This window comes from Kluyvera sp. 1366, from assembly GCF_054823405.1.
On sequence record NZ_JBTRDW010000003.1, the window covers coordinates 417,922 to 436,618 of the forward strand.

Annotated in this window: 14 protein-coding genes; 3 read left to right on the forward strand and 11 right to left on the reverse strand. The window is 56.4% G+C overall.

Annotated elements, in window-relative coordinates; all coding sequences use genetic code 11:
* Positions 1-5: 5 nt before the first annotated feature.
* Entirely contained in the window at positions 6-4,892 is a 4,887-nt protein-coding gene (locus tag ACVLVH_RS08750; RefSeq protein ID WP_498949203.1) for an alpha-2-macroglobulin family protein, read from the reverse strand.
* Between the two features lie 147 nt (positions 4,893-5,039).
* On the opposite strand from ACVLVH_RS08750, the gene sseA reads away from it, so the two are divergent.
* On the forward strand, positions 5,040-5,879 hold the full coding sequence (gene sseA, locus ACVLVH_RS08755) for a 3-mercaptopyruvate sulfurtransferase (protein ID WP_192411385.1): 840 nt from the start codon (positions 5,040-5,042) through the stop codon (positions 5,877-5,879).
* A 30-nt stretch (positions 5,880-5,909) separates the two neighbouring features.
* Here the strand turns inward: sseA and sseB are convergent, their stop codons facing one another.
* From sseB to trmJ, 5 genes are all read right to left on the reverse strand, one after another.
* Positions 5,910-6,677 (reverse strand): enhanced serine sensitivity protein SseB, encoded by a 768-nt coding sequence (gene sseB / locus ACVLVH_RS08760; protein ID WP_192411384.1) that lies wholly within the window; start codon positions 6,675-6,677, stop codon positions 5,910-5,912.
* A gap of 49 nt (positions 6,678-6,726) precedes the next feature.
* Positions 6,727-8,013 (reverse strand): aminopeptidase PepB, encoded by a 1,287-nt coding sequence (gene pepB / locus ACVLVH_RS08765; protein ID WP_101763480.1) that lies wholly within the window; start codon positions 8,011-8,013, stop codon positions 6,727-6,729.
* Between the two features lie 62 nt (positions 8,014-8,075).
* Positions 8,076-9,248 carry an IscS subfamily cysteine desulfurase gene (locus ACVLVH_RS08770; RefSeq protein ID WP_110868265.1) on the reverse strand — a complete coding sequence of 391 codons (1,173 nt, stop codon included), beginning with the start codon at positions 9,246-9,248 and terminating at the stop codon, positions 8,076-8,078.
* An 88-nt stretch (positions 9,249-9,336) separates the two neighbouring features.
* Positions 9,337-9,834, reverse strand: coding sequence for a Fe-S cluster assembly transcriptional regulator IscR (gene iscR, locus ACVLVH_RS08775; protein WP_008108287.1), 498 nt, complete (start codon positions 9,832-9,834; stop codon positions 9,337-9,339).
* A 135-nt stretch (positions 9,835-9,969) separates the two neighbouring features.
* Positions 9,970-10,713: a tRNA (cytosine(32)/uridine(32)-2'-O)-methyltransferase TrmJ gene (gene trmJ, locus ACVLVH_RS08780; RefSeq protein WP_110868266.1), complete on the reverse strand. Its 744-nt coding sequence runs from the start codon at positions 10,711-10,713 to the stop codon at positions 9,970-9,972.
* A 121-nt stretch (positions 10,714-10,834) separates the two neighbouring features.
* Here trmJ and suhB point away from each other — a divergent pair, with 121 nt between their 5' ends.
* A complete protein-coding gene (suhB, locus tag ACVLVH_RS08785; RefSeq protein ID WP_008108283.1) occupies positions 10,835-11,638 on the forward strand; it encodes an inositol-1-monophosphatase in 804 nt (267 codons plus the stop codon).
* Between the two features lie 35 nt (positions 11,639-11,673).
* Here suhB and ACVLVH_RS08790 read toward each other — a convergent pair whose 3' ends face one another.
* From ACVLVH_RS08790 to ACVLVH_RS08800, 3 genes are all read right to left on the reverse strand, one after another.
* Positions 11,674-12,687: an MFS transporter gene (locus ACVLVH_RS08790; protein WP_101763476.1), complete on the reverse strand. Its 1,014-nt coding sequence runs from the start codon at positions 12,685-12,687 to the stop codon at positions 11,674-11,676.
* A gap of 191 nt (positions 12,688-12,878) precedes the next feature.
* A complete protein-coding gene (locus ACVLVH_RS08795; RefSeq protein WP_498949205.1) occupies positions 12,879-13,859 on the reverse strand; it encodes a nickel/cobalt transporter in 981 nt (326 codons plus the stop codon).
* Positions 13,850-14,476 (reverse strand): DUF1007 family protein, encoded by a 627-nt coding sequence (locus ACVLVH_RS08800; protein ID WP_137386294.1) that lies wholly within the window; start codon positions 14,474-14,476, stop codon positions 13,850-13,852. Before ACVLVH_RS08800 ends, ACVLVH_RS08795 begins: the two co-directional genes overlap by 10 nt.
* A 155-nt stretch (positions 14,477-14,631) precedes the next feature.
* On the opposite strand from ACVLVH_RS08800, the gene csiE reads away from it, so the two are divergent.
* Positions 14,632-15,900: a stationary phase inducible protein CsiE gene (csiE, locus tag ACVLVH_RS08805; RefSeq protein WP_110868270.1), complete on the forward strand. Its 1,269-nt coding sequence runs from the start codon at positions 14,632-14,634 to the stop codon at positions 15,898-15,900.
* On the opposite strand, the gene ACVLVH_RS08810 is transcribed toward csiE, so the two are convergent.
* Complete coding sequence (locus tag ACVLVH_RS08810) at positions 15,897-17,036, reverse strand: 3-phenylpropionate MFS transporter (protein WP_192411383.1); 1,140 nt, start codon at positions 17,034-17,036, stop codon at positions 15,897-15,899. The two genes, csiE and ACVLVH_RS08810, sit on opposite strands and share 4 nt — an antisense overlap.
* Positions 17,037-17,164: 128 nt before the next feature.
* Positions 17,165-18,418: a serine hydroxymethyltransferase gene (gene glyA, locus ACVLVH_RS08815; protein WP_101763471.1), complete on the reverse strand. Its 1,254-nt coding sequence runs from the start codon at positions 18,416-18,418 to the stop codon at positions 17,165-17,167.
* Between the last annotated feature and the right edge of the window lie 279 nt (positions 18,419-18,697).

Consider the following 18,697-nt stretch of genomic DNA (forward strand, 5'->3'; position numbering starts at 1 on the left):
AATGCTTAACGCACATTGAGTTTTTCCGGCGTGCTGCCAATCGCGCGCCATTCCGGCACATACATCGATTCCACCTGCGGCGGCGGCAGGCGATAGCTGCCCGGCGTCACCGCACGCGCCAGATACAGCAGCGTGCCCGGCGTGTAGCCATCGAGCGCCAGCGCGGCGACAAAGCGGTCGTCACGGAATTCGATGTGCTTGATGTTGGCTTGTTGCATATCCATCATGCTCTCTTTCAGCGCATCGGCACTGTCGCCTAAACTGGCGCTGCTGTCGCTCAGGTTCTGGTTTTCCAGCTCCAGTCCGGCAGGCAGCAGATCCACCACCAGCGCATCACTGACGCGCTCGCTGGCCGCGACTTTAAGCCGCACCACCAGCAGCTCGCCACTTTTCAGGTTGGTGAGATCCGCCGGCTTACCCTCCAGCGTGAAGTACTCACGACTGATCTGCAGCACGTTGCTCATCGGCGACGGTGCGGTGCGCGGATACCCCACCACATTCAGCGTGCCGTAAAGCGGCGATGCGTTGTCGCTTTTCACCGACACGCCCTGACGCAGCTGATCTTCCGTCATGCCAATATTGAGCGGCTGATCACTGCTGAGCGGTTCCGCTTTACCCTGCAGTGTCGCCTGCCAGCTTTCGCCTTTATGCTGCTGCAAGGTGCGGGCGGCGAGGAACAAGGCGTTGTTTTCCTGAGTCGAGAACCAGCGCTGTCCGTGTACGGCTTTCGCCAGATCGATCAGCAACGGACCTTGCATCTCCGGCAGCAGCTGGTTTTCTGTCAGCAGCGACAGAATCAGCGCGCGATCGCGCACCGGGCTGCCGTAATCGCCGAGCCAGCTGTTGGGTTTACGTTCCAGGCCAATGCCCTGCGCCAGCGCCAGTTGTGCGCGCTGTTGATCGCCCATCAGCTTCAACGCCACGCCAAGCTGCACCATCGCCAGGCCCGATTTAGCCCGATCGCGTTTTTCATACAGCGCACGCAACGCACCGAGCGGAGCCTGCTGCTGACGCGCCAGCACCAATCCGGCATAAGCCTGCACGCTGAAACGCAAGCCATCGGCATCGCTGCTCCAGCTGGTTTCGATCTGCGCGGGATCCTGCAGGTAGCGCAGCAGACGTTCGTCGGCACGGGTAATCACGCCATCCGGCACGCTGTACCCGGCTTCGCTGGCGCGCAGCAGGAAATCGGTGACGTAAGCCGTCAGCCAGAACTCTTCCTGACTCTCCTTGCTCCACAAACCAAAGCTGCCGTTGCCGCGCTGCATGCCGGCAAGACGCGCGATGCCGGTATCAATTGAGGCGCGACGCGCTTCATCGTTACTGGTTTTGATGCCCATCGCCGTCAGCTGCGCATGATTGGTGAACACCGACGGCCAAATACCGCTGGCGGTCTGTTCAAGGCAACCATAAGGATAGGCATACAGCGAACGGATATAGCTGGCGATATTCAGCGGTGGACGGTTACTGAGCGACAGCTGTCCGCTCAAGGTATCCTGCTGCAAGCCATTGAAGGCGCTGGCCATCACCTGCCAGTTCTGGCCGGTTTGCATCACGTTATCGAAACTCAGCGTTTGTGCCGGATACGCCGGTCGCACACCAATTTTCCATTTACGCTCGCTCGCTGCCAGCGTTTCACCCGGCAAACTCATGCCGGAAACCCTGACCTGTACCTCGCCTTCACCGAAGCCGCCCAGCGCTTTGACTGGAATTTGCAAGGTGGTGCGCGCGCCTTGCGCCAGCTGCACGCTGGCAGGGATTTTGCCGTTCAGGGCGATCTGGCCGCTGGCGCTGACGTTGATTTTCAGCGCTTGCGGTTGATCGGTGAGGTTAGTGAGATCCAGCGCCAGCGTGGATTGATCGCCGCTGGCCAGGAAGCGCGGCGTCGCCAGTTCACTGATCAATGGCGCGGCAACCACCAGCTTACGATCGGCCGACCCGAAGCTGTCGTCGCTCCACACCTGCGCCATCAAACGCAGTTCGCCGTTAAACGCCGGAATCGGCAGTTCCAGCGTGCCTTCGCCATTGGCATCCAGCGTTACGGGCTGCAACTGCTGCGCCACGATCTGCACATCAGTGACCGGTTTTTTGCCGCCGCGCGACAGCGCATCCGCATCGTCGCCGTCACCACCAAAGCGCAGCGCGGCCAGTTTGCCACCGCCTTCAATCAGTTGACCAAACACATCGTATTGATCGGCGTTATAACGCTTGCGGCCAAAGAACGCTTCCCACGGATTCGGGGTTTTGTAGTCAGTGATGTTAAGCACGCCGCTGTCCACCGCCGAGAGTAATACCTGAACCTGCTTCGGCAATGCGCCACCTTCACGGCTGGCTTTGACCTGCACTTTTAGCGTCTGCTCAGGACGGATCTTATCCGGCGCGTCGAGCGCTAAGCTGAGGCGGCGCGCTTCGGTCGCCATCGGCAGATGCAGCAAGCCCACCGCGCGTTTCGGCGTGACGCCGCTGGCCTTGTCGCCGTCGCGCACCACGATGGCGCTGAGATAGAGATCGTGTCGCTTCCAGCTGTCGCTAATCGGTACATCAATGGTTACGCCGCCCGCCGGAACCTCCAGCGGTTGCCACCACAGCGTGCCGCTGCTGGATTCCACCATCAGATAGCCTTTGCCGGCAGCAGGCGATTCCACCTGCACATGCGCGGTGTCGCCCGCCTGATAGGCGGTTTCATCAATTTTCAGTTTGACCTGATCCGGACGCAGCGCGCCGGTGCCGTTGGTATTGTCCTGCCACCCATATCCGGCCTGGAAGCGTACGCTGCTCATGATGTTGTTGCCGGCATGCACTTCCAGGCGATAGGTGCCCCACTCCACCGGGAAACTCACTTTTTGGTTGCCGCCCGCCGCAATAGAGATGCGCTGCTGATCCTCCTGCAGATCCTTTTGATCGAAGCGCGATTGCCAGCCTTCGCTATCAGAGAAGCTCCAGTAATAGTCGCGGCGTTCGTGGATCAGGCGCACATCAAGATCTGACGCCGCCAGTTTTTCGCCCTGCGGATTGGCGTAGACCACGTCGAATTCCGCGAGGCTGTTTTCTGCCACGGTCGGCTCATCGTGATAACGATCGCTGCGATAGTCATATACCGATTCACTGCTAAACAGCGGACGGATGCCGGGCAGCGCCGCTGCCGGCCAAATCGCCTGAGTCGCGCGGCGCGTCACCGGACGGCCGCCGGTTTCCAGCAGGCTGGCTTGCAGAATCAGATTGAGCGGCGAATGGCTCTCTTTCCAGCTGCTCTCAACGTTAAGCTGCAGCTTGCCGCTCTCATCCAGCTTCTCATCCACATCATCGAGCGAACGTTTCAGCTCTTCAGTGATGTCGCCAAATTGATAGCCGGGCAGCGCGGCCACCGCTTCACGCGCAGGACGCAGCAGCAGCTGCCCTTGCAGCTCGTTACCCGCAGCCGGCGCGCCGTACAGATAGCGGCCTTCAACAGCAAAGGTGACGTCGTCATCCGGCGCCAACGGCTGCGCGCTGTTGGTCAAATCCAGCGCCATGCGCTCCGGCAGGAAGTCTTCGACGTGGAACGGCCAGCTGCGCGGCTGGTTGTCGCCACTGTTCATACGCAGCGTCCATTCGCCGGTCATCGCCGCAGCCGGTATCGCGAAGCGATGTTGATAGACGCCGTTCTCCGGCTGCCAGACAAAGGTCTGCGACACTTCGCCATTCGGCTGCACCACGTCGGCTTTCACCGGCTGCGGCGGCAACGGTTTGCCATCTGCATCACGCAGCAGCGCGTTGACGATCACCGTTTCACCCGGACGATAGAGATCGCGCGGACCAAATACGAACAACTGTTTGTCGTAGCCTTGCGGTCCATCAATCGGGAACTCCGCCAGATCCAGCGCCGGACGATTAAGATCGATCAGCGAGGTTTGGTCCTTTTGTGTCGCCAGCAGCAGCTTGCCTTTAGCATTCGCCGGTAAGCGCAAATGACCGTTGCTGTCGCTGGTGCCACTGGCGAGTTGTTTGCCTTTTTCATCCAGCAGCTGCACGCTAACGTCACCAAGCGGCGCGCCATTGGTCAGGCTTTGGGCAAACAGTTCCAGCTGTTCAGGGAATTGGTGCAGCGACAAACCGATGTCGCTCAACGTAAACAGTGTCGCCGGTTGCGTGTAGTTGTAGGTTCCGGCCTGTTTCATCACCGCCAGATAAACGCCCGGCTGCTTCAGCGCATCGACATCGCCCAGCGGCAGCTGCATTTTCTCGCGCGTGTTGCGTGCCGGATTAAGATCGAAGCGGGCGCCGTAAACCAGATCGGCATTTTTCAGCAGCTCGCGTGATTCCCAGTACGACATATTGTTGCCGTAATTCCACTGCGCTAGAAAATCGGCCAGCGAGGCGTTTTTCACGCGGAAGAAATCGACGTCGACGTTATTCACATTCAGCGCCAGCACCGGCAATCCCTGCGTCAGACGCAGCGGCAGCAGCGATCCGCGACTGGCAAAACCCACCATCGGCTGGATATCGCGCGTGGTGAGCGATTGGCTAAACGATTTCGATAAGGTGCTGCCATCGGCCGCTTTGAGAGCGGCATCGACGTTAACCGTCAACTTGCGCGACGGTTCAGGATGACGAAAACGCAACGCTTTACCGTTTGGCGCCAGCTCCCAGCCGCCATCAACCTTGCCGCTTTTCTCATCGATAATCTGCACGCGCGCAGCGAAATCCTGCTTCGCTTCAAGCGGCGTGTTGAAGGTCAACACCAGCGCGGCGGCGCCGTCGAGTTGCAGCTCGGAGAGATCGATAACTGACAGCGATTTCTGCGTTGCTGTTGCGGTTGCCGCTTCCTCCGCGTGTATCGTCAAGGTCCCGCCGCCCAGTAATCCAGCACCGAACAGCGCGCTGAGCAGCAGCCGGTTAAAACGTTTTGCCATGGTAATTCCCTCACCAGTCCCAGAAGTTAAGAAAACGTCATTCCGCGCAATTTCACATCAACCCGCCAACTTTAGCAATCACACCCTTGAGATAGCGTTCACATTCCCGGAGACTGGTCGTTTCCCGTTTGCTGAGAAGAGGTTGCTATGACAGCCATGTTTGTGTCCGCTGATTGGTTGAAAGAACATTACATCGAGGAAACATTGCAGGTGCTTGATGCCCGCATGTTACCGCCTGGCCAGGAAGCCGTACGTGATGTGCAGGCTGAATATCTGGCTGGTCATCTGCCGAATGCGCCGTTCTTCAATATTGAAGCCTTGTCCGATCACACCAGTGCTTATCCACACATGATGCCCCGCGCCGAATCCTTTGCGGTGGCAATGCGCGAATTGGGCGTCAGCCAGGACAAACATCTGGTGGTGTATGACGAAGGCAACCTGTTTTCGGCTCCGCGTGCGTGGTGGATGCTGCGCGCCTTTGGCTGCGAAAACGTGTCGATTCTGGCCGGAGGATTACAGGGCTGGAAGGCAGCCGGTTTCGATGTCGCCACCGGACCGGTTAGTTTGCCGGAGGGTGAATTCGAAGCGACTTATGATAGCGCACAGGTGAAACGTCTGACCGATGTGCTGCTGATCAGCCACGAAGGCGGTGCGCAGATTGTCGATGCCCGTGCGGCGAACCGTTTTAACGCCGAAGTGGATGAACCGCGTCCGGGCTTGCTGCGCGGGCATATTCCCAACAGCCTGAACGTGCCGTGGAACAGTTTAGTGGTAAATGGTGAATTGAAACCGGCAGCGGAACTGCGCGATCTGTTTGCTCAGGCGGGGGTAAAACTGGATCAGCCGGTGATTGCCAGCTGCGGTTCGGGTGTCACGGCGGTGGTGGTGATTCTGGCGCTCACCTCGCTGGGTGTGCGGGATGTGACGCTGTACGACGGTTCGTGGGGCGAATGGGGCAGCCGCGACGATTTACCGATCGAGAAGTGATAGCAGGTCGCCATCAATGGCGACCGCGCATTATATAATCCGCTGACTGCCCTTAAAATCGCGCAGGAAACTGCCCCAGCGACGTTCATAGAACGGCGTGATGTGGGCAGTAAAGAAGTGGCTCACGCCGCGATCTTCATTAACCACTTCACAGATATCAATGGGCGCATCATCCGCAAGCGTATCCGTCGCTACACCGCCCGCCGCCTGAATAATCTCATCGATATCGCTATCAGCTTCGATACCAATCAGCAGGTTCGGTGCTGCGCTAGCGCTTTCACGAATGCTGGCGATGTAAGCACGGCGTACCTGTTTGTACTTGGCAAACAGTTGCGTTAACGAATCAATCATCTGCGCTGGCGGCTCGGCCACTTCGGACAACAGCAACGCATGACCGCCTTCCAGCACGGTTTGCTGGCTCAGCGCACTGCCCTCTTCGCCAATCAAATGGGCGATTTCACCCGGCGAAAACTCTTTACCCGCAGGCAGTTTCGGATTGAGGAACAGCGTTTCGCCTTGCGTGATTTCAAACAGCGTGCGCACCGGCATGCGCAGGTAAGGCTGTTCATCTTTGATGGCCTCGCCCATCGCCTCTTCCGAGGTGAAGAACGGGATCACGCTGCCGCCACCCTCTTTTTCCCAATGCTGTAATTCGACCGGCGAAGTCGCATCAAACTGTTCGGCGGGACTTTCGCCTGGCACCCACACATCGGCTTCCAGCAGCAGCTGGAAAAATTCCGGACGGTGCGCAGGCTCAGTAGCCGCCAGCTTCAGCACCTCTTCAAGACGGTTACTCATTTGTCGTATTCCAAAAAAGACGGCAAGCTTGCACCTGCCGTGATGAGGATTATTTCAGTAACAGATTGGCGACGGTGCGTACACCCAAACCGGTCGCACCCGCGGACCACTGATCCACCGCGCTTTTGCGGTACGTCGCGGAGCAGTCAATGTGCAGCCAGCCTTGCTGATATTTGCTGACGAAATGCGACAGGAACGCCGCCGCACTGCTGGCACCCGCCGCATGTGACGGGCTGGCGATGTTATTCAGATCGGCAAAGTTCGAAGGCAGATGGCTGCGATGGAACTCGGCCAGCGGCAGACGCCAAAATGCTTCGTTTTCGCCGGTCGCGCTGCCAAGCAGCGATTCCGCCAGCACATCGTCAAAGGTAAACAGCGCGTGATAATCGTTACCCAGCGCGGTTTTCGCCGCGCCGGTCAGCGTTGCCGCATCGATCAGCAGTTCAGGATTTTGCTCGCTGGCATCGATCAGGCCATCGGCCAATACCAGACGACCTTCCGCATCGGTGTTCATCACTTCCACGGTTTTACCGTTGCGATAGCGAATGATGTCGCCCAGACGGAAGGCGTTGCCGCTGACCATGTTGTCTGCGCAGCATAGATACAGCTTCACGCGCTTATTCAGACCGCGTGAAATCGCCAGCGCCAGTGCGCCAGTCAGCGTTGCCGCGCCGCCCATATCAGACTTCATTGAGTCCATGAAAGCGCTCTGCTTCAGGCTGTAACCGCCGGTATCAAAGGTGATGCCTTTACCGACCAGACAGGCGTAAACCGGCGCATCTTCATCGCCAGTTGGATTGAAATCCAGCGCCAGCAACACCGGTGCGCGCGTGGAGCCGCGGCCCACGGTGTGGATACCGGCGTAACCCTGAACACGCAAATCGTCACCTTTGGTGATGCGATAGCTGACTGCTTTGCCGCCCACTTCGTTGATCAGATCAACCGCGTTGTGCGCCAGCTGTTCCGGGCTAAGATCTTCCGCCGGCAGGTTGATGGTGTCGCGCACCCAGTCAACAATCTTCAGACGACGTGCAAATTCAGCCTGATCGTCCTCATTGAATTCCGGCCACTCGACCTGACGTTTGCCTTTCGGGCTGCGGTAGCCTTGCCAGAACGCCCAGCACTTTTCCACATCCCAGCCTTCGCCCTGCAGCGAGACGTGACGAATGCCCTGGCCGTCCAGCTTGCGCCCCGCGCGCTGGATGCTCATCAGCGCGTCTGCGCCAGTCAGGTGAACGGTCATGCCACTTTCGTTGCTGCTCAGCAGCGCTTTGTCACCCCAGCGCGCATCGGCGGCCTGGGAGCTGAGCGTAATTATCATCGGTTGTGTTGTCATCGCGTGGCTCCGTTTGCGTTAGGTGTCACCTTGCGCCAGAACCGGCGCAAGGGGTGCATGAATTAGCGGGCGTTTGCCGCAGGCGAAAGTGCCCGCAGACGTGTTACCGCTTTGTTGACCAGCTCGATAGCGTACTCAATTTCCTCTGCGCTGGTGAAGCGCCCGAGCGAAAAACGCAGCGAGCTGTGTGCCAGCTCCTGCTCAACGCCCATCGCGCGCAGCACATAGGAAGGTTCGAGACTGGCCGAGGTACAGGCGGAACCGGATGACAGCGCCAAATCTTTCAGCGCCATAATCAGCGATTCGCCATCGACGTGGGCAAAACTGATATTGAGGATGTTCGGAGCGCCCTGCTCCAGCGAACCGTTGAGGTTCACGTTACCCAATTGACTAATACCGCGCCACAGACGCTGGCGCAGCTCGGCCAGACGCGCCATTTCGCTGCTCATCTCTTCACGCGCAATCCGGTAGGCTTCGCCCATGCCGACAATCTGATGCACCGGCAACGTGCCCGAACGCATGCCGCGCTCGTGACCGCCACCGTGCATCTGTGCATCAATTTGCAGACGCGGTTTACGACGCACCCACAGCGCGCCGATGCCTTTCGGTCCATACAGCTTGTGCGCTGAGAACGACATCAAATCCACCGGCAGTTCAGTGACGTCAATCGGCAATTTGCCGACGCTTTGCGTGGCATCAACGTGAAACAGGATGTCACGTGCACGGCACAGCGCGCCGAGTGCGGCGATGTCCTGAATCACACCGGTTTCATTATTGACGTGCATCAGCGACACCAGCACCGTGTCGTCGCGCAGTGCAGATTCGAGCATCTGCGGCGTAACGATACCGTCGCTGCCCGGCTGTAAGAAGGTGACATCAAAGCCTTCGTGCGCCAGTTGCTGGCAACTGTCGAGCACCGCTTTGTGTTCGGTTTGGCTGGTAATAATGTGTTTGCCGCGCGCCTGATGGAATTGCGCGGCACCTTTGATCGCAAGGTTGTCCGCTTCGGTCGCGCCGGAGGTAAAAACGATTTCACGGGGATCGGCATTGACCAGCTCAGCAACTTGATTGCGAGCCACATCAACAGCTTCTTCAGCCTGCCAGCCAAAACGGTGGGAACGGGACGCGGGGTTACCGAAAGTGCCATCCATTGTGAGGAACTGCATCATTTTGGTGGCAACACGCGGATCCGCAGGCGTAGTGGCTGCGTAATCCAGGTAAATCGGTAATTTCATTGCGCTAAAACTCCGTATAAAAAATCATACGTCTTTATAGCACATTCGGCCTCGCCCGTATGAACAGGAAAGGCCGAAGGAGAACTGATTAAGCGCGCAGATTAACGTTGATGGTTTCTTGCACACGATGCTGCTGGAAACGACGATTGTCGACGGTGTTCTGACGATCGGCCACTTCGAGGATTTCCTGATTATTCACCAGTTCCGCCAGCGTAATGTTGTTGAGGAAGTCGCTGATGCGCTCACTCAGATCACGCCACAAAACGTGGGTCAGGCAACGCTCGCCGCCCTGGCAGCCCTCTTTGCCCTGGCATTTGGTGGCATCGACAGATTCGTCAACGGCGGTAATAACCGCGCCCACAGCAATCGCGCTTGAATCCTTGCCTAACAGATAACCGCCACCTGGACCACGAACGCTGGCCACTAAGCCGTGCTTACGCAGACGTGAGAATAACTGCTCCAGATAGGACAATGAGATGCCCTGACGCTCAGAAATGTCAGCTAGCGGCACCGGGCCCTCATTGGAGTGCAGTGCAACGTCCAGCATAGCGGTTACGGCATAACGTCCTTTGGATGTCAGTCTCATAGCATACAACCTCGTAAGCGTCCGTCCGGTTATCGGCGGGTTATCTGAAGAATTGACGCCAGTCTGACATTCCTGAGTAAAACGGTCAACTATTTAACCAAGTAAATTGCTCAACTATTTAACCAACTGTTTTACTCAACTATTATCCACATTACCTTTGCGCTTTTCGAACGATGCCATCATGCCGCGCAGGATGTTCAGTTCATCGCGTTCGGGGCGCGCACGTGTATATAAACGACGCAGCTTGCTCATCACCTGGCTTGGCGTGCCTTCGCGGATAAAGCCGCTGTTCAGCATCATCTGTTCGATGTGCTGATAGAAGCGCTCCAGATCGTCAACCAGCGGATACGGTGATTCGACAGGCTCTTCCGTCGGCGCGGCTTTTTCCTGCGCGTCCAGCCAGGCCATGCGCACTTCGTAAGCGATAATCTGCACCGCCATCGCCAGATTCAGTGAGCTGTATTCCGGGTTCGCCTGAATCGCGACGTGATAGTGACATTTCTGCAACTCTTCGTTAGTCAGGCCCACGCGCTCGCGGCCAAACACCAACGCCACCGGCGCCTGCTGGCCCTCTTCCACGCTTTTAATGCCGCACTCGCGTGAATCCAACATGGGCCACGGCAGTGAACGTGAACGTGCGCTGGTGCCAACCACCAAACTACAACCGGCAATGGCTTCATCCATGGTATCGACAATGCGCGCATTACCAATGACATCGCTGGCACCGGCGGCGAGGGAAATGGCCTGTGAATCTGGTTTCACCAGCGGATTGACCAGATAAAGGTTGGTTAAGCCCATGGTTTTCATCGCGCGTGCGACGGAGCCCATGTTGCCGGTGTGCGACGTTTCTACCAATACGATTCGGATATTCTGCAGCATAATTAGAGGCGGTCAGGGAAATGATGGCGCGCATCCTAACATAAAAAGAGGACATTTGCTGAACACGCTGATATACTCCGCGCCGTTTTCCCCGTTCTTTAACATCCAGCGAGAGATACCGATGCATCCGATGCTCAACATAGCCGTGCGCGCCGCGCGCAAGGCCGGAAATTTAATTGCCAAGAATTATGAAACCCCGGACGCTGTCGAAGCCAGCCAGAAAGGCAGCAACGACTTCGTTACCAATGTTGACCGTGACGCAGAACGTCTGATTATCGAAGTAATTCGTAAATCGTACCCGAAACACACCATCATCACCGAAGAAAGCGGTGAGCTGGCGGGCGAAGATCAAGACATTCAATGGGTAATCGATCCGCTGGATGGCACCACCAACTTCATCAAACGTTTACCACACTTCTCCGTTTCTATCGCTGTGCGCATCAAAGGCCGCACCGAAGTGGCTGTGGTTTACGATCCAATGCGTAACGAACTCTTCACCGCCGTACGCGGCCAGGGCGCACAGCTGAATGGCTATCGCCTGCGCGGCAGCACGGCGCGCGATCTGGATGGTACCATCCTGGCGACCGGCTTCCCGTTCAAGTTGAAGCAGCACGCAACCCCTTACATCAACATCGTTGGCAAACTGTTCACCCAGTGCGCTGATTTCCGTCGCACCGGTTCGGCGGCGCTGGATCTGGCTTACACCGCTGCAGGTCGCGTTGATGGTTTCTTTGAGATTGGCCTGAAGCCGTGGGATTTTGCGGCGGGCGAGCTGCTGGTGCGTGAAGCGGGCGGCCTGGTGACTGACTTTACCGGCAACCACGGTTACGTGATGTCAGGTAACATCGTTGCGGGTAACCCACGCGTAGTGAAAGCAATGCTGGCATCGATGCGTGAAGAGTTGAGTGAAGCGCTGAAGCGCTAAATGCGAGAAGGCGGCTGAATCAGCCGCCTTTTTTGTTACCGACGTTCGTGGCTTAATACCTGACGCGGTTGCGTCCTGCGACCCACGCGCCCCAGCAATGCTGCCAGTACTGCTTCAATCACCAGCATAAAGAAGGTGAACCAGCTCGCTTTCGCCGTTGCGGCCGCCGCTTGCTCAGCCACTTCACGGGCTTTTTGCTCCGCCTGCTGTTTCAACTCCTGATACTGTTGCACGGCTTTTTTATAGCTCTCCTCGGTTTGAGTCACAATCTGCTCAACCTCTTGATCGCTTTTACCGGTGCGCGCTTTGATAATATTTTTCAGCGCATCACGATCGGCAGCTTGCAATGTATCTGAGTGACGATTCATAACGCCTTTCAACCAATTAGCCAGATCATTATCAGCATTCTGTGGATTTTGTGCCGTTTGCTCTGCTTGATTTTGCGCGTTATTGGCTTCGTTATTTACATCCTTTTGCAGATTCTCAGGTTGTAATTCTGTCTTGCCGGTTTGACGCAGTGTAGTTTGTAATTCGTTTTTTAAATCATCTAAATTGATATTACTTTCCTGCAGCTTCTCTTTTGCCATATTGGTCAGTGATGGCGCCGCTGCGGAAATTCCATTACCAACAGCATTTACGCCGGCGCCTAAAATATTAAACGCACCGCCAATAACGCCAGTTGCCAGGGTAATCGCGAGCCATAATGTCAAAATGGTGCTAACACCAAACATCAACAAACCATGCATCGCCCCTTCGCGCTGCGCCAGACGCCCCGCAACGTAGCTACCTACGCCCATGGCAATCAGCATACTCACGCCGGTCCAGATTAACGCGCCGGTTCCCAGATGCTGCAGCGGATTTTGTTCCTGTTGTGGATCGATGGTTGTTGCACCAATCGCTGTACCCAATATCCCCAATAAAATATGAATGATTAGCGCAGCGATAACGCCGGCAAATACTGCGCTCCATGAAATACGTTTTAATGGTAGGCCGCCATGCACGTCGTGCACCGTATCTACGCTGCCATTATTAATCCGAGTTTCAGGCATCGTTTTCTCCTCGCAGAATATTTCGCTGAAATTTTATAATTGCTAATCCACCAGGATATTGACTGGTGTAATTGAGCTTAGACAGAGAAATCTATTTTCACCAGCGCGCTAAGCGGAGATATTTAATTAACTGTTGAGGGGGAGAATACTTGCAACAGTGGAATATTTACACTACCCAAATATCCTTAATGTCAGAAAGGACGAATTCCACCGCCGATGCCCGGCGAGGCACTTTGCCATAATGCAACGCCCGCAACGATTAACAGCACGCTACCTAACATGGCGAGCAGCGGCACCAGCAGCCTGGTCGCAGGATGAGTACCGCCTGCCTGCCCTAAGCGCTGAGCCAGCAGACGGGAGCGCTGCACTAACAAGCCGAGCGCCGAAACCGTCACAGCAGTGCCCAACGCCATCGCCACGGCAGAGGCGACGCCCCACGCATACACACCAATCACTTTGGCAAACAGCAGCATCATGATGGCGCCGGAACAGGGCCGCAGCCCCATGGAAAACACCACCAGCGCCTGCGTTTTAGCGCTAACTGCCTGATCCATCTGCGCAGCGCTGGGCAGATGCGCATGTCCGCAGCCGCAGTGTTCATCGTGCTGATGCGCTGGGCGAATAGCGTGGATCTGCAACTTTGGCTGAGGACGCCATTGCTGGCGCAGCGACCGCAGTGCACGCCAACCGACCCAAATACCCAGCGCGACGACTAACAGATAACTGCCCTTCTCTAGCCAGTAACTGCCGAGATGCATCTGACGCGACGAGGTTTGCAGCACCACCAGCATCAGCGTTACCAGACCAATCGCCACGCCGCCTTGCAGCAAAGCCGCCAGCAGCGTTAGCTTCATGCTGGTTTTCAACCTTGCCGGATGGGTGGCAAGAAAGGTAGTGATCACCACTTTGCCGTGTCCCGGCCCCAGCGCATGCAGCACGCCGTAAGCGAGGCTGAACAGCATCAGCGTCACGCCCGCCTGCTGCGGTTGTTCAGCCACCTGCTGCAAAAGCTGCGTCATTTCGCGATTGAGGATTTTTTGCCACAGCACACTTTGCAGCAAAATCTGCGACCAGTGCTGCCACAGCAGCACGCCCGCCAGCAGCAATAACACCGCCATCAGCCACAGCGGCCATAAACGACGTGAACGGGAGGGAAGCGAAATCAGTGACATGTCAGTGTTACCGTTTGGGCGAATTGCTGGCCAAGATCCATATCCTCTGGCGGTGCATCGGCTTTATCCAGCGACAGCGCATATTGCTTCAGCGAGTCATCCGGTTTCGGCGTATGCAGATCGATCTGGCAATGCGATTTAACGGTGTCGTCCATGGTTAATGCCTGTGGATTATCGTAATACATATCAACAAAGTAGCTGGGATCAAAAGTCTGAATGCGATACTGCTTCGCACTCAATAGCTGAGGCTCGCCAAACGGCACGATAAACTCCAGCACCGCTTTGTTGCCGTTGCGCGATAAGTTGTACTCTTTCGGCAGATTGAGAAACTTAACCCGATTTCTGTCCTGCCACACTTCGGTGAAATAGTGCTGACCGAGCACATTTGCCATCACCTGCGCCGCCAGCTTTTTCCACACCACATCACCGGGCTTGGCTTTACCTGCGTCGTACAACAGATCGGCGGAGGTTATCTCATCCATGGTCCACACCATTTTCATGCCGCTAAGATGTTGGTTGTCACTGATGAACTCGGTTTTCATGTCAATAAAGCTATGCGGATGTGACCAGGCTGCGGTGCTGAACAACAGCGTAAACGTAATGAGTGCAATTTTCATGTGTTATAAAGTAACAATTTTAAAGTGAAGTGTAGAGTGGCCCAGAAAAATTGTGACCCGCCCTAAAGCTCTGAACAAAAGTCACGACAAAGTGCAAGGTTACCGCGTGGAGTTAGCTATTCTTAGCTCAAAAGTGACCTGCGGATAAACCATTGATGAGTTCTGCACCCTCCTCTGCACCACTCTTCAGCCGTTCCCAGCGTCGTTGTCATCTGTTACTGCTGCTATTTCTGCCCGCTCCCGCGTTGACGCTTGAAAAGCTCTGCCAGTTGAATGGCGTGGCGCCTGTTGTCGCCCGACAGGATATCGCGGATGTGGGAGAGGAGATACAGCGTTACCATCAACTGGAGCTACACCAGATGGTCGATGGCAGCTTCCGCATTCACGGGACGGAACTGGACAGGCGGCTGTGCCTGATCCACTGGCTGCGACGCGCGCTGCGTTTGTCGCAGGATTTTGTCTGCGAGCATTTTGCCCCGGTGCTGCGTCAGCGCCTGAAAGTCCTGAAAATCGAGAAAGCGCTGTGGGATGAAACTAACCTGCAGGCGCTAATTCAGCACTGCAGCCTGCGTCTGGCGCGCGACTTTAGCCCGCGCGACCGCCTGTTTCTGCAAATCTTCATGAAGTATGCGCTGTGCCAGCGCCAAAACGCTTTGTTCAATGACGGACAGCGCGCGTGGCTGGCGGAAAAAGTCGAACGTGCTGCCGCCGACGACGTAATCCATCACTGGCAGAAGCGCTGCCACTTAGCGCCGGATGTAAGCGAGACCGACTTCTGGACGCTGCTATTTAGCCTGATTCACGCGCCAACCGCTACGCAGCTGGAGCATCCGCAGGCAGTAAAGCTGATGCAGTCAGTGGAAGCGCTGATTGCGCGCTTTGAGCAGTTGGCACAAACCACCTTCAGAAATCGCGCCGAACTCACTCAGCAACTCTTTACGCATCTGGCGCAGGCGCTGGATCGCAGCCATTTTGCCATCGGCATCGATAACAGCGTGGCGCTGGATGTCGCACGACTCTACCCGCGTCTGCTGCGTACCACGGAACGCGCACTTGAGCATTTCAGCCGTAACTTTGCCACACGCTTTAGTGCTGAAGAGATAAGTCTGGTGGCGGTGTTATTTGGTGCCTGGCTGATGCAGGAGAGTGCATTGCAGGAAAAGCAGGTGCTATTGCTGACGGGCGCGGATGCGGCGCTGGAGCAGTTGCTGGAGCAGCAGCTGCGGGAAATGACGCTGCTACCGATTAACATCAGCTATCAGGACGTTGTGCATTTTCAGCGTGAAGGCGCGCCGCGCGATATCGCGCTGGTGATTACGCCGTACGCCATTTCATTGCCGCTGTTTTCACCGCCGCTGATCCAGGCTGAGCTGCCGCTGAGTCGTCATCAGCAGCAGCGTATTCTCCAGTTGCTGGAGAGTTAAGCGGCACGCGGACGCAGGAACAGCGCCGGCAGCGCCACTAATGCCATCACCCAGAACAGATGTCCTTGCAGATGAGAAAACAGCACACCGCAAATCATAGTCATCACCGCAATACCGCCGCCCATGGCCAGCGCCGAATAGAGCGATTGCAGACGAATCACTTCCGCGCCTTTGCGCGCGGCAATAAACCGCATCGCCGCTAAATGGCAGACGGTAAAGCTGCCGCAGTGCAGAATTTGCGCCACGATCAGCAACGGCAACGCGGTGCTGGATCCCAGCATTGTCCAGCGGATAATGGCGCACACGCCTGATAACAGCAGCAGATCGCGCGCACTCCAGCGGCGGAACAGTCGGCTGCTGAGAGCAAAAATGATGATTTCAGCCACCACGCCCAGCGACCACAAGTAGCCAATAATCGACGCGGAATAACCGCTCTCCTGCCACCAGATCGCGCTGAAGCTGTAGTAAGCCGCATGCGCGCCCTGCAACAATGTCACGCATAACATGAAACGCCACACCGCATTTTCGCGCAGCAAATCACGCCATGCCTGCCAGCCACCATCGGTTGACGTCTGACGTTCACTGCCCTGCGGCTTCGTCGCTGGCGTTAACATCATCCCACCTAACATGCCGATCGCGCCCAGTGACAGCAGCACCAGAATCGCCTGCGATGAGAACGCCGTGACAAGCATGCCGGTTAAGGCAGAGCTGATGACAAACGCCAGCGAGCCCCACAAACGAACCGGGCCATATGTCAGACCAATTTGCTGCGTCCAGGTGGCGGCCAGCGCATCACTCAGCGGCACCAGCGGTGAGAAAAACAGGTTGAAGCCGATCATCACGAACAGCAGCCACATCCACTGTTGTCCCAGCCAATAACCGATAGCGAACAGGCACGTCATCAGCGCCAGCAAGCGCAGCGCAGTGATCAGCTGTGAGGGATTTTTTACCTGCGAGGCAATCAGCAAACTGCCGACAAAGCGCGCCACCATGCCGCACCCCAGCAGCAGACCGATTTTTTCTGCATCGAGTCCGGTGCCTTTGAGCCACACGCTCCAGAAAGGAAGGTAAATGCCGTAACAGAAGAAGTAAGTGAAGTAGCCCAAACCGAGCCATTTGGCGGAGCCGATTGCCATATTCCCTCCAGCAAAAATGCTGCTGAGCAGCACGAGTGGGCGCTACTTTGTCAGAGCACTGCTGCGACGGCAATAAAAAAGGATGGCTTGCACCATCCTTTTTTGCACTGCATCGAGAAGCGTAAAGCTTACGCGTACACCGGCAGACGGCTGCAGATTTCCAGCACTTTCTGTTTGGTACGTTCGATGGTCGCTTCGTCGTTGATGTTGTCCAGCACGTCAGCGATCCAGCCAGCCAGCTCGCGAACGTCAGCTTCTTTGAAGCCACGACGCGTCACCGCTGGGGTACCGATACGCACGCCAGAGGTCACGAACGGGCTCTTCGGATCGTTAGGTACGCTGTTTTTGTTCACGGTAATGTTGGCGCGGCCCAGAGCGGCATCGGCTTCTTTACCGGTCAGGTTTTTGCTGACCAGATCGATCAGGAACAAGTGGTTGTGTGTACCACCGGAAACGATGTTGTAACCGCGCTCCAGCAGAACTTCCACCATCGCTTTCGCGTTCTTAGCCACCTGCTGCTGATAAGTCTTGAACTCTGGCTCCATCGCTTCTTTGAACGCCACCGCTTTACCGGCGATCACGTGCATCAGAGGACCGCCCTGACCACCCGGGAAGACCGCGGAGTTCAGTTTTTTATACAGCTCTTCGTCACCGTTTTTCGCCAGGATCAGGCCGCCGCGCGGACCCGCCAGGGTTTTATGGGTGGTTGAAGTCACGATGTGGGCATGAGGAACTGGGTTCGGATAGACGTCTGCGGCGATCAGGCCCGCAACGTGTGCCATATCGACGAACAGGTAGGCGCCAACGCTGTCTGCGATTTCACGCATTTTGGCCCAGTCGCACACGCCAGAGTAAGCAGAGAAGCCGCCGACGATCATTTTTGGCTTGTGGGTTTGTGCCAGCTCAGCCAGTTCTTCGTAGTTGATTTTGCCGGTTTCATCGATGCCGTAAGGGATAACGTTGTACAGCTTACCCGACAGGTTTACCGGGGAACCGTGCGTCAGGTGACCACCGTGCGCCAGGTTCATACCCAGAATGGTGTCGCCCGGCTGCAGCAGCGCGGTGTAAACCGCGAAGTTGGCCTGAGAACCGGAGTGCGGCTGCACGTTAGCGAAATCTGCGCCGAACAGCTCTTTAGCGCGATCGATCGCCAGTTGCTCAACGATATCGACGTATTCACATCCGCCGTAATAGCGTTTGCCCGGATAGCCTTCGGCATATTTGTTGGTGAGCTGTGAACCTTGGGCCTGCATTACGCGTGGGCTGGTGTAGTTTTCAGAAGCAATCAGTTCAATGTGCTCTTCCTGACGCACTTTCTCTTGCTCCATAGCCTGCCACAACGCGGCATCATAATCGGCAATGTTCATATCACGCTTTAACATCCGGACTCTCCTGACTCAGCTAACTTTTTAACGGCAGTTTAGGCCCCGGCTAGGGGGCGAAGGCGAACAGTGTAAACGGTTTTGACAGGTGACGGTAGCGTCAATCCCCTCTTTTTGCGCAAACGATTGGCATGGCGCTGGAACGGGTTTTTTACGCTTTTTTGCAAGCCAGAAAATCACGAAATTTGCTCACTTTCATGGCGAAAGAATTTCAGCTTTGCGCGCCAGCCCGCACCTTTCTTGCTTAATCCTTAATCACAACAAGGGATTTACAGGCGC